We start from the raw sequence: 12,089 nt of genomic DNA, 5'->3' as shown, positions 1-12,089 counted from the left end.
CCCCGAGGGGCCATCCGCCCGGCGAAGTCGCGATGGCGCATAGCGGATTCCACTGGAACTAGCCGGTCAGTCGCTCACTTCGAGCAGCGATGCGGAAAGAAATCTGGGCCACCACACTGGCGCCGGTGACGACCGCGCCGGCACCAACTCCCGCCCCTCCCCCCAATCCCGTCAGCCAAATACATACTGCGCCGACGCCCATCTGAACAAACCCCGCTAATCCTGCTGCAGATCCCATAACAACGGGATTCGCTTTGATTGCTTTCGTCATCGCAACCGGGCCTGTCATCCCCGCACTCAGAGTGTACAAAAATTGGAGCCCGGCGACCCACATGAGATTTAGCTTGCCCGTCACCGCAAGCAACAGGAAAGATATCGAAGCCGTGAAGGCGAGAAAATTCGCAGTGTAGAGCAAGCGCGCGACCGGAATTTGGCCCACAATTCGGCTTGTAATTGCACTACCGACTAAGACGCCTAGTGCAAGGAAGCCAAGCAGAAAGCCCACCTCATGTAAGCTACGGTGTAGGTCGGCGAGAATGAAAGGCGCCGCGGAGATGAACGCATAGCTCGAGCTCGTGGCACAACCTCCTCCTATAGCGTATCCCAGGAACATCGGAGATCGAATCAGTCGCAAGTAGTCGCCAATCAGGACCTGCGATTCCACTCGACGGGTTCGAATTGTGGTCTCAGGTAATAGAGTAAGTACGAGGATTACATTCAAAATCCCCAGGCTTCCGAGACACACAAATATCATTCGCCAGCCGAACGTCTCGGTGACGAATCCGCCGAGCGCGGGCGCGAGTCCGGGACCAGCCACAGCAATCAGATTGAGAAGCGCCAGCCGACGGATCGCAAGGTCACCCGACGAGGTATCGCTAACTATTACCCGCCCAAGGATCATCCCTGCACAGCCTCCCAAGGCTTGAAGCAGTCTGGCATAGATCAAAAACACAACGCTTCCGGAGACTGCGGAAGCAAAGCCGGCGACGGTATAAGCTGTCAGCCCGATTGCCAACATAGGTCGTCGGCCGAACGTGTCGGACAACGGACCATAAAATAGTTGACCGAACGCCAGCCCCAAGACATACAGGCTAATTGTCAGTTGCATCTCGCCGCTGTCTGCTCCCAGATCGCGCGCAGCCTGCGATAATGCGGGTACAAACATATGCATCGCTAATGTGCCGCTGAGCACAAGCAGCACCAGCAACCACATGGACGCCCTCGGCGTTTCCTTAACTTGTGACAAACGTCGACTCCTGATGAGCGTAATAATTCAAGCGCTCATCAAGAGTTCCTTCGCAGTTTGTCGGCTGAGCGCCAAGACAGATCTCGTAATTTAGGACAGCAATCGAAACGTCTAGCCTTCGAAGCGGAAGAGCCGCGCAGGATTTTCCACCAGGATCCTGGATCGATCGGACTCGTTAGGTGAGATCGACTCCAGCAGTTCGACCAATTCGGCGTCGTCCGGAACGTGGTCATTCCCTAGGTGTGGCCAATCGGACCCCCAAAGGCAGCGATCGCCAAACTCCTCCGCTAGTGCACGGGCGATTTGGATACCATCTGCGTAGTTTCCTCCAATGGTAATCCGGTCTATGCCGCTGATCTTCACGTAAAACTTCTCATTCTGCAGAAGCGAGCGAAGTGCGGCCATAGGTGCCTGATCCACGCCTAACGCTGCATTGACCCGCCCCATGTGGTCTATTACGACCGGCACGGCGCTCTGCATTAGAACACGGGATAGCTCGCTCAACAGTGTGCCGTCTGCCTGAATCTGAACGTGCATGCCATACCGTGCGAGACGATGGCTGAGATCAATGACTTCGTCCGGCTGCGCCTGCGCATGACTGGATGAGAACGTGAAGCGAACCGCGCGAAATCCGGCGCCGGCAAGCCGAGCCAGTTCCGCATCTGCGATAGTCGGCTCTACGAGAGCGACCCCCACCCAGCTACCGTCGGATGTTGCTATAGCCTCTTCGACCGCGCTATTGTCAAACCCATGAATCCCAGACTGCACGACGACGCATCGCTCAAACCCCAATACTCGATGGAGTTCAAAAAGCGCCTCTTTAGACGCGTCGGCGGGTGTGAAGGGGCGATTTTCGACAAACGGAAAACGACTCCGAGGACCGACGACATGCACGTGCGTATCACATGCACCCGGTGGAAGAACCATGAGTGGTTTTCTAGGTTCTGAGTTAAAACATTGCAATACCGATTCTCCAGAGAGTAAATAATCCTTCATAGTCTCAGCCTCAAGTATTCGTGCGTAAGTGGCCGGCTGGGGAGATGAGACACGCTCCTTTAGTCCAAAATCACCAGCCGGCGCGCTTATCCAGCTTCATCAAAACCGGTGGCGCATGCCCACCCGGAGCAAGAACTGGCGGTTCGTTGTCGATTGACCAGTAAAGACTTGATAAATGTTTGCGTACGCCCCACCACCCGCTTGCTGGAACACACCTAGCAAATACACGTCGGTTCGCTTCGAAAGAAAATAGTCCGCGACAGCGTTTAGCTGGTGATAGTGCGGCTTGGCATCAGTGGCGTCAACATGGCCGTTGGAATAGTTGTATCCCAACCCAGCCACCATGGCAGGCGTAAAGAAATATTGCCCCCAAATCTCGTAGTTGTTAAACCAGACGGTGTTTCCTTTCACCCCATTTGCATCGTCAAATCGAGCGTTGGTGAAGGCGCCGCCAAACTGGGCAGCGCCAATATTATAGGAAGCGCTGATCCCGACCGTCTGCATGTTGGACGGGTTGCCCACATAGCCGAACACGCCAGTTGTGGAGACGTTCAAGTTAGTCGTATTCGGCTGGAAATTGCCATCCGGAAATTGGGTCGCGGGATCTCTTGCGTAAAAGTAAGCGGCGCCTACAGTGAGGCTTTGGCCAGCGTATTTGACCCCTCCTGAAATCGTGCTGTTCTGGCGGAACTGACCGGCTACACCGCCAAAAGCATACATACCCTCAGCAATCAGCCCGTTCCAGCTTGGTGACACGTATTTCACGGCGTTGCTGACACGGAACGCATCGTCGCTGTTGTCAATATCGTTCACATGCGAGAATAACGCCCCGTAGTGCTGATTGAACGTCTGCGGCCCCACGAGGTCTACCAATGGATCGTACTGGCGACCAAGCGTCAACGTACCAAATCTATTGTTCGATAGGCCGACATAGGCCTGACGACCGAAGAACAGTCCACCCTGTCCAAGCTTTCCGGTAAAAGGACTGAAGCCATTTTCCAGTTGGAAAATCGCGGAAGTTCCTCCCCCCAAATCCTCCGAGCCTTTGAGACCCCAGCGTGACCCAGATACAGCGCTCTGGAATTGGTAAAGTTGTTTTCCACCGTCGTTGTTCACGAAGTTTAAGCCTGCATCAATAATGCCGTACAGGGTAACGCTACTTTGAGCGAATACGGGGCCTGCACACGAGGCGGCAATTGCGGCTACAACTATAGACTTTTTCACTAAGTACTCCGACATAAAATACTTTCAGATTGTTGTTAATTAACTTCTCTTTTGGACCGGTTTATTCTGGATCCGGCTTGGACGGAACATCTGGTCACCCATCAAAGTTGAGGCCCAAAAGGCCACAGCTTTTTCGGGACCTTCCTAGCGCGTCATATAGATCTGACGAGCCAGGTCGACCGCCTTCTGAGCCTCAGCCGGATCAGGGCTCTGCTCACCCAGTTGTTTGACGTCTACATAAGGCTTCATCGTCGGATCAACCTTATCTAGGACCCCTTTCACCACCGGTCCCATTGCTTCCCCCGCGCACTGCAATTGAGACTCGCTGCTCAGTAAGAAATTAATAAACAGACGTGCAGCATTGGGGTGTGGCGCGTTTTTCAAAACAGCAAGTTTCGCCGTGTACGCTGGAGCCCCTTCCGCCGGAACCATCCACTTCACAGGGAGGCCCCTCGCGGTAAGTCCGTTGAAGGCTTCGATGCCTACATAAGCCAGATATTCCCCGCTAGCGACCCGTCTCTGCATGGCGCCCCAGTCCCGCGAAATCAATGGCTTGTTCTTCGCGAGGGCCTCCTGATAGCTCTTCCCGAACGCTCGCTCGGTTACATCAAACCAAATGTTCCCGATACCCATAACGTCCATCTGGTCGGTCGCGATCTTCCCACGCCACTTTGGATCGATAATATCTTTCCAGCTCTTTATGTCGCCAGGCTTGACCAAGCGATCATTGACGACCATGCCGATAGAACTGCGCTCCGCCGGGACAGCAAATTTCTCGACTGCGAAGCCGGGAAGCAAGTTAGCCGTGTTGGGCAATTGCCCAATCGGTTCGAGGGCGCCGGCCTGACCTTGAAGGAAGATTACAGGCGGCCCATTCCATTCCACATCCCCGATGAACCGATTCGACGCCTGCTCGACCCTAATTCTCTCGAGGAGTTCTCCCCCACGGGCACGAAAACTCTGAACCTCAACTCCATACTGGTCTTTGAATCGCTGTATATTACGATCCATGCATTTGCTGGAAAGCAAACCAGTATAGAAAACGACAGTCTTCTCCTTTTTTGCTGCGGCCACTACGTTGTCCCAATTGTTTTCCTGCGCGTTCGCAACACCAGTCAAACAAAGCATCGTGGCCAGCGCTAATTTTCTTCCGTTCAACATCTCGTCTCCCCCACTGTTTAATATGGACAAACTCATGCTTCGAACGTAAAAATCACTACTCTGAAACCGACCATTCCAGATCGTTTAGCTTTTTCAGCTGTCCAGTACCCAAGCCCCTTCGGACTTCGCAAACAACGTGATCTCTGAACCCACGGCGGGGTTTGTCATGGAAGGCGCCTCCACCCGTATGCATTGTTCACCATTGGCAATCGCCAGCGACCTGGTCGGGCCGCGGAAAACCGACTCTTTTACCGTTCCCGAGAGATGAATTACATCGCCAGTTTCCACCGCTAACCCAGCCTCACACCGAAAGTTTTCTGAGCGAATCATCACCGTGATTTCCGAAAACGGAGCAACGTCTCTCTCTCCGGTGCAACTTCCCTGCCATCCCGATCCGCGGACCCGCACGTTGAAAAGGCCATCGGGTCTCTTCGAGCTTCCTACGACCATCGCTTTGAGCAGATTGGGAGAACCAAAGAATTCCGCTACCTGCCGATTGGCGGGACGGTGATATATCTCCGACGGCGCACTGATCTGCAGAATTTCCCCCCCGCTCATGACAGCGACACGATCAGATAGCGACATCGCTTCTGCCTGATCATGCGTGACATACAGGGTTGTGATTTTTAGACGTTGCTGCAGTTCACGAAAGTCATCTCCCATCTGGGTCCGGAGCCGGCTGTCAAGATTACTCATCGGCTCATCCAGCAATAGCACTTTTGGCTCAAAGACCAGCGCTCTAGCGATCGCGATGCGTTGCTGCTGCCCACCGGAAAGCGCCGGCGCGGGTCTTTCGGCGAATCTCTCCATCTCGACAAGGCGCAGAGCCTTATCAACCTTGGTCCGAATATCACGCTCGGGCATCCGCCGGACTTTGAGCGGATACGCAACGTTTTCGAAGACGGTCATATGAGGCCAAATGGCGTACGACTGGAAGACCATCCCGAGAGATCGTCGCTCAGGCGGAACGAAGATCTTTTGGGATGCATCGCTCACGACGGCGTCCCCGATCTTAATGGTTCCTCCGCTGTTGCGCTCCAATCCAGCAACCATGCGCAAGGTGGTCGTTTTCCCGCAGCCCGATGGGCCAAGGAGCGTCACAAATTCGCCGGGTGAAATGTTTAGGTTGACGCCATCGACGACAACGTTGCTGCCGAAGGCGCGGCTTACGTTTTCAAGGGTAATGTTCGACATAGCACTCCGGTCCTTCACACTTTTGAACGTCCGCCGATGCGCGGAAGTAGGAGGCGCAAAACGATGACAAGTGCAATCATCAGCAACCCAATGACGCATACTTCCTCTGCTTGACCGCTCAGCCAAAGTTTCAACAGGGTCACCGACATGACTTCGTTTCCTACGGAATAAAGGAGAATCGATGCACTCAGTTCGCGCATGATCCCAAAGAAGACGAGCACCCATCCCACAGTGAACGCGGGCCACGTCAACGAGATCATGATTCTCCAGATGGTCTGAGCCCAACTCGCACCGTGCACTCGGGAACACTCTTCAAGGTCAACAGAGAGCTGCCGGTATGCCTCGCTCATACGCCGGACGGCTACGGGCGTTCCTAGCGAGAGGTAGGCAAAAAAGAGCGCCCAAATCGTTCCATAGATCGGAATCCCAGCAGGTAGCATTGCGAAGGCCCATAAAAATCCCGCACCGAGGACAATGCCCGGTAGCATCCATGGAATCCACGCGATCACGTCAATCACCTGACGGCCCTTCATACGAGTTCGGACCGTGATATAGCTTATGAGACAACCCACAAGCATTGTCGCCGTTGCACCGCCGAGACCGAGGAACATCGTGTTCCGGAACGACCGCCAAAAGTCCGCGTTGTCGAATACGTTTCTATAGTGATCGAGTGTCAGCGAGTCAACGCTGTAGAAGCCCAGAAATTGAAAGAACGAGCCGATAAGCAATTGGCCGACCGGTAGAACTACAGAAATTAGAAAGTAGAGCACGCATATCGCGAACGTGAGCCACTTCAATCGTCCCAACTGAATCGGTGCCGGACGAAATCCCTTCCCAGTTACCGTTTGAAAGCTTTTGCCTCGGAGTAACTTCCACTGCAGCAAAACCACACAAAGCATTAGCACGAGCATTACGAAGCCGATTGCCGACGCGTATTGATAGTCTGGTGGCGTGCGGCCCGTGATTGAGTCGTAGATCTCGGTGGTTATAACTTTGACTCCGGCTGGCGTGCCGAAGAACACTGGAGACTCGAAAGCCTCAACGCCTCGAATGAACGCAAGAATCGCGGCGCTTGTGATTACGGGAAGCATCACGCCTAGCGTAATGCGCCGAAACGTATATCTGTAACCGGCACCGCACATGCGACTTGCCTCTTCTAACGACGGATCCATCACGCGGAACGCGTCGACCAAGAAAAGAAACAAGAATGCAGTTGAATACTGCATCAGATGCCACACGACTCCACCATAGGAGTAGACGTTTACGAGGGGTTTTGAGCTACCGGTAAGCAACTTGTACGCATCATTAATAAGACCGTTCTGCGGATTACCCAACATCCCCCACGCCATCGCTGTGAGAATCGGCGGCAGAAAGAAAGGGAGCGTTATCAAGATCTCAAGAGTAGCGCGCCCAGGCGTGTCAGTCCGCGCGATGATCCATGCCAGGAGGATCGCAAGCACCACCGACGGTAGCGTTTGCATAATTGCTATGCCGACGCTGTTCGAAAGCACAACGAGATTCGAGGGTTTCAACGCGGCGATATACCCAGCCAAATTGAAACTTCCAGACATTCCTGGCGGCGTCGAATGGAAGCTCCCGTAAAGCAGCATCACCATCGGATAGACGGTAATAAAACCTAAGAGCACAACGATGAACGCAACACACAATGACTGGGGATCCAGAGTTCGCCTCGCGAGGCGCATGCATACTGCCCTTCGCGAAGCCGCATTCATGCGAAGACCGGCGGGGTGGCGGGTTAGGCTTCGGTCACCGACCGAGGTGTCACTGTCCTGCAACGGCTGCATGAACTTGTCTCCTAGGGTCTGCCTTATACCCCATGTTTGTTTGCCAGATCTTTTTCCATATTTGATGGTCGCAGCTTACTAAAGGCGAAGCCGATAGAGATGCGCAATATTTTGATGAGATACATCTATCAAACCGATGGATACGCCGCGTCAAATACCTCGCGCGAGTCGGGAACAGGCGTCGTATAAGGGCTCCGCCGTTTCGCAGACACCGCCGAACCTGCGCGCGACTGCCGCGTCAGCGGAGCCTTCTAGGTGATTATCCTGCGCTATCGACATAGGCTAATTCATAGTCGTTAACTAATTTAAGCTCACCCCATGTGATCGTTTTCATGTGTGGGCTATGTTCTCTTTCGAGACATGCTCGAAAACCCGCATTTCCGTCGTGACATCCAACCTGCGTTTTTTCAGTGCGACGTGGGACCGATCGCATCCCCCCATAATTTCCGCACGTGAACTGGAAGAGTTTCGACGCCGGACCATCGCAGCTGGTGCGGGAGTAAAAAACCACGTTCTTAGAACGTGGTTTTGCCTTATGCCCCCAATGGTGTCAGCGGGCGGCGTTATAGAGCCAATCCGGGGGCGGCGTAATGGGGCCACCTGAGGGGCGGCGCAATGAAGCCAGTTCAGGGGCGGCGTAATCGAGCCACCTCATGGGCGGCGTAAAGAAGCCACCCTGGGGCGCCAGCGGTAGCGGGCACAAGCGCAGTTCGAACTTTCCAAGTCGGTACGCTCCGTTCTTTTGAGCGGAGCGCCTATGGCCAACAGGAGGTTCGAATTGTTTGAGTATCGTCATATCCTTGTGCGCATGCGACGCGGTGATTCCGACCGCGACATCGCGCGGCGACGCCTGATGGGCCGAGCGAAGCTTGCAGCACTACGGCAGGAAGCCCAGTTGCGAGGCTGGCTCAATCCGGCGCAGCCCATGCCGGAAGACCCCGAGATCGCCAGCGTCCTCAACAGCGTTCCGAGACAGGTGCCACGCAGTAGCGTCTCGACGGTTGAGCCGTACCGCGAGCAGGTTCGCGAGTGGCTTGCCGCCGGCGTCCAGGGCACCACAATCCATGCAGCCCTTCAGCGCAATCACGGCTATACCGGCAGTTACGATGCCGTGAAGCGCATGCTGCGCCGTCTGGCGGCCGAACGCGTCGTCAAGGCAACGACGATCCTAGAGTTCGCGCCCGCCGAAGCCGCCCAGGTTGATTTCGGCGCCGGCCCCGTGCTTACGCACGAGTCCGGGGCAGCGCTCAAGACGTGGATCTTCGTGATGACCCTGTGCTGGTCCCGGCACCAGTATGCCGAGGTCGTCCTGGACCAGACCGTCGAGACGTGGCTGGCCTGTCATCGCCGGGCCTTCGAATGGTTCGGGGGCTGTCCTTCCCGGGTGACGATCGACAACGCCAAGTGCGCGATCATCCGGCACTGCCTGCACAGTCCTGAGGTTCAGCGCTCCTACGCGGGGCTCGCCGAAGCATAGGGTTTCCGCATCGACCCGTGTCCGCCGCACGACCCAGCCAAGAAGGGAATCGTTGAATCCGGAGTCAAGTACGTCAAGAAGTCCTTCGTACCACTACGTGAGTTCCGCAATCTGGCCGACGCGAACCGGCAGTTGCGCGAGTGGATCATGCAGCACGCCGGTGTGCGCGATCACGGCACCACACACGAGCAACCGCTCACGCGTTTCGCGATCGAGCGGCCGCTGCTCACGCGCCTGCCCGATGTGCCGCCGGTACTGGCTGTGTGGTCCGAGGTCAAGGTGCACACGGATGGGCACGTCGTCTACAGGAAGGCGCTGTACTCCGTGCCCTTCACGCTGGTGGGCAAGCAACTGTGGCTCAAGGCCACCGACACGGCCGTGCAGGCGTTCCACCGGCACGAGCTCGTCGCCACTCATCCGAGGCTACGCAAACCCGGCGACCGCCATACCGTGCGCGATCATCAGCCGCCCGAAGCGCAAGCGTGGCTCGAGCACGATCCCCAGTGGTGCCTCGCGCGCGCGAAGGATATCGGCCCAGCCTGCCACGCCGTCATCCTCGCGATGTTCAACAACACGGTGCTTGAGAACCTGCGCGGCGCCCAAGGCATCGTGCGGCTGCGCGAGAAGGTCGGCGATGCACGGCTGAACGCTGCGTGCGAGCGCGCGCTCGCGTTCTCCAGCCCCCAATATCGCACCATCAAGACGATCCTCGACAAGGGACTCGACAGCGAGGCGGCGGCGCCATCCACGACTACGGCGCCCACTGATACCTACCTGAACGGTGGCCGCTTCGGCCGCGACCTTCAATCCCTTCTGATCCATTGAGCCGACCATGAATCCGAGTCCCGAACTGAACACCATCCTCAAGCAGCTGCGCCTCTCGGGCATCCTCGACTCGATCGAACAGCGAAACCGTGAAGCCATTGACGGGCAGCTTGCCTACACCGAGTTCCTCGCCATGCTGCTGCACGACGAAATCGCGCGGCGCGACACGAAGAAGCTGGGCGTACGGCTTGCCCGCGCTGGCTTCGCGATGGGCAAGACGCTCGAGACGTTCAACTTCGATCTGGTACCCAAGCTGAATCGAACCTACATCCACGATCTGGCCACCGGCCGCTACATCGACGAGAAGGTCTGCGTTCTACTGGTCGGCGGAACAAGCGTCGGCAAATCCCATCTGGCGCAGGCACTGGGTCACTGCGCGGCCAGGCAGGGGCGTGATGTGCTGTTCATCTCGCAGACGGATCTGCTCAAGAAGCTGCACGCGGCCCGCGCCACGGGCTTGTACGAGCGCAGGTTCCAGCAGTTCGTGCGCGTGCCACTGCTCATCATCGACGACTTCGCTGTCAAACCGCTACACCCGCCCCACGACGAAGACTTCCACGATCTGATCGCCGCCAGGTACGAGCGGGCGGCTTCCATCGTCACGTCAAATCTAGATCTGAGCGAATGGGGAGACGCGTTCCCCGACAACCGCATCCTCGGCGCCGCGACGCTGGACCGACTACGCCACGGTGCCTATCGCGTCGTGATCGAAGGTGAGAGCTTCCGCAAACCCAAACCGATGCCGGGAAACAGTGAAAACGCGGTTGCCAAACCGGGCAAAAAACCGCATTCTTGAGCCCGTTCGAATCTGCGCTTTACCCCGTTTCTGCTGGCTCCATTACGCCGCCCATCCGCGGCTCGATTACGCCGCCCCGTGACAAATGGGGGGCGCACTAGCGGCCCTTCCGAGAAGGTCCGCCCAGCGGTTCCAGTTGCAGTTGCTCCTGGTGTTGCTCTTCCTTTTCTTGAAATCGAACGTACTTCTGGATCATCTCGCTGTTCAAACCAACCGTATCGACGCAGTAGCCCTTCGCCCAGAAATGATTGCCCCAGTATGGCTTCTTGCGCATGACAGGAAACGCAGTGAACAGCCTTATTGCCGTATGTCCTTTCAGGACGCCCGTCAGCTGTGAGATCGACAGCTTCGGCGGCACCTTCACCAGCAAATGGACGTGATCCACTTGCACATTCAATTCCACGACCTCGCAGCCCAACTGCTGACAAAACACCATCACGCATTTTGAACACCTCCCTGCCTATCGGTCCTTGCAATACCCGGTACCGATATTTCGGCACCCAGACAAGATGGTATTGACAATGCCAGATCACACGCGATGCTCTCTTGAACCTGCTCATGTTTCGTTCCTTTCTCAACGTTGTGGGAACAACGTATTGAAAGTAACCCGCATGAGCGGGTGCTCTGACAGGCACAGCCAGTCAGGTGATGACCACGTCCATAGGACGTGGTTTTTAGTGTGCTAATAAATCACGGACAGTTAGGCACGGCCACGCATTTTGGACGAGTTATGGCGAGGCGGACTGACATTTCGGGTCTCCAAGACACGACGATCCGGGACAATGGACTGGAGCAAAAAGAATGAGACCAATCACCAGAGTTAGGACTTGGCGACCTTTCATTGCAACTCGGTAACCAGGCTGGTCAGTTACGTATAGACGGCCCCGATGCATCGCTTACCGATGATCAGGCGACGCAGCGCAATCGAGCCAGCCATCGATCACATGAAGACAGACGGGAAGCTCGGCAGAAACTGGCTCAAAGGCGCGCTGGGTGATGCAATGCACGCGGTGTTGTGCGGCGCCGGCGACAACTAGAGGATGATCCTGAGGAAGCTACGGCTTCTTTGCGTCTTTATTCTGGCTGCCTTGCTTGAGCGCCGCACTGCCGCGGTCCCATCGCCGTAACGCCGGTGGCCGCAAAGCGAATTGTTCAGGACGGACTATTGACACTACCCAGCGCTAAAAAGACGAAGATGAAATGGATTAGACGATCGCAAGCTCGAGCACCGGCACAGAGTGACATTTTTTGACGGGCGGTTTCAAGAGTGAAGCGCAACAGCGGGTTTAATGTTTAGAGCCTTGAGGTTGACTTGCTGAGGCAAGGGTCGCGGCGAAGACCTCGAATGGCGAATGGAAGGCATGA

At 56.1% G+C, this 12,089-nt stretch carries 7 protein-coding genes and 3 pseudogenes; 3 read left to right on the top strand and 7 right to left on the bottom strand.

The features are described from left to right. Positions 1-58: 58 nt before the first annotated feature. From HV770_RS30840 to HV770_RS30815, 6 genes are all read right to left on the bottom strand, one after another. Positions 59-1,213: a multidrug effflux MFS transporter gene (locus HV770_RS30840; RefSeq protein ID WP_175165312.1), complete on the bottom strand. Its 1,155-nt coding sequence runs from the start codon at positions 1,211-1,213 to the stop codon at positions 59-61. A 144-nt stretch (positions 1,214-1,357) separates the two neighbouring features. After that, a complete protein-coding gene (locus HV770_RS30835) occupies positions 1,358-2,242 on the bottom strand; it encodes an amidohydrolase family protein (RefSeq protein ID WP_175165311.1) in 885 nt (294 codons plus the stop codon). Positions 2,243-2,341: 99 nt separating this feature from the next. Continuing rightward, complete coding sequence (locus tag HV770_RS30830; protein ID WP_246291354.1) at positions 2,342-3,466, bottom strand: porin; 1,125 nt, start codon at positions 3,464-3,466, stop codon at positions 2,342-2,344. Positions 3,467-3,610: 144 nt separating this feature from the next. Beyond that, complete coding sequence (locus HV770_RS30825) at positions 3,611-4,663, bottom strand: ABC transporter substrate-binding protein (protein ID WP_175165309.1); 1,053 nt, start codon at positions 4,661-4,663, stop codon at positions 3,611-3,613. Positions 4,664-4,720: 57 nt separating this feature from the next. Continuing rightward, positions 4,721-5,821, bottom strand: coding sequence for an ABC transporter ATP-binding protein (locus tag HV770_RS30820; protein ID WP_175165308.1), 1,101 nt, complete (start codon positions 5,819-5,821; stop codon positions 4,721-4,723). Between the two features lie 14 nt (positions 5,822-5,835). Continuing rightward, positions 5,836-7,626, bottom strand: coding sequence for an ABC transporter permease (locus HV770_RS30815; RefSeq protein ID WP_217468663.1), 1,791 nt, complete (start codon positions 7,624-7,626; stop codon positions 5,836-5,838). A gap of 778 nt (positions 7,627-8,404) precedes the next feature. Here HV770_RS30815 and istA point away from each other — a divergent pair. Both istA and istB read left to right on the top strand, forming a co-directional pair. After that, a pseudogene (gene istA, locus HV770_RS30810) lies at positions 8,405-9,928 on the top strand (IS21 family transposase). A gap of 7 nt (positions 9,929-9,935) precedes the next feature. Next, positions 9,936-10,724 carry an IS21-like element helper ATPase IstB gene (istB, locus tag HV770_RS30805; RefSeq protein ID WP_175165307.1) on the top strand — a complete coding sequence of 263 codons (789 nt, stop codon included), beginning with the start codon at positions 9,936-9,938 and terminating at the stop codon, positions 10,722-10,724. 97 nt (positions 10,725-10,821) lie between these two features. Here the strand turns inward: istB and tnpA are convergent. Beyond that, a pseudogene (tnpA, locus tag HV770_RS30800) lies at positions 10,822-11,284 on the bottom strand (IS200/IS605 family transposase). Positions 11,285-11,626: 342 nt separating this feature from the next. Here tnpA and HV770_RS39015 point away from each other — a divergent pair. Then, positions 11,627-11,851, top strand: a pseudogene (locus HV770_RS39015) (IS5/IS1182 family transposase); the annotation flags it as partial. Between the last annotated feature and the right edge of the window lie 238 nt (positions 11,852-12,089).

This window comes from Paraburkholderia fynbosensis (assembly GCF_902859935.1).
GTDB lineage: Bacteria > Pseudomonadota > Gammaproteobacteria > Burkholderiales > Burkholderiaceae > Paraburkholderia > Paraburkholderia fynbosensis.
Note: the sequence above shows the minus strand (reverse complement) of the source record. Positions and strands in the feature narration are given on the sequence as shown.

What these genes read in the sequence shown, in the direction of transcription:
- HV770_RS30840 (WP_175165312.1), bottom strand. Translation starts at nt 1,213, where the DNA reads ATGTGGTTGCTGGTGCTGCTTGTGCTCAGCGGCACATTAGCGATGCAT.
- HV770_RS30835 (WP_175165311.1), bottom strand. Translation starts at nt 2,242, where the DNA reads ATGAAGGATTATTTACTCTCTGGAGAATCGGTATTGCAATGTTTTAAC.
- HV770_RS30825 (WP_175165309.1), bottom strand. Translation starts at nt 4,663, where the DNA reads ATGAGTTTGTCCATATTAAACAGTGGGGGAGACGAGATGTTGAACGGA.
- HV770_RS30820 (WP_175165308.1), bottom strand. Translation starts at nt 5,821, where the DNA reads ATGTCGAACATTACCCTTGAAAACGTAAGCCGCGCCTTCGGCAGCAAC.
- HV770_RS30815 (WP_217468663.1), bottom strand. Translation starts at nt 7,626, where the DNA reads ATGCAGCCGTTGCAGGACAGTGACACCTCGGTCGGTGACCGAAGCCTA.
- istB (WP_175165307.1), top strand. Translation starts at nt 9,936, where the DNA reads ATGAATCCGAGTCCCGAACTGAACACCATCCTCAAGCAGCTGCGCCTC.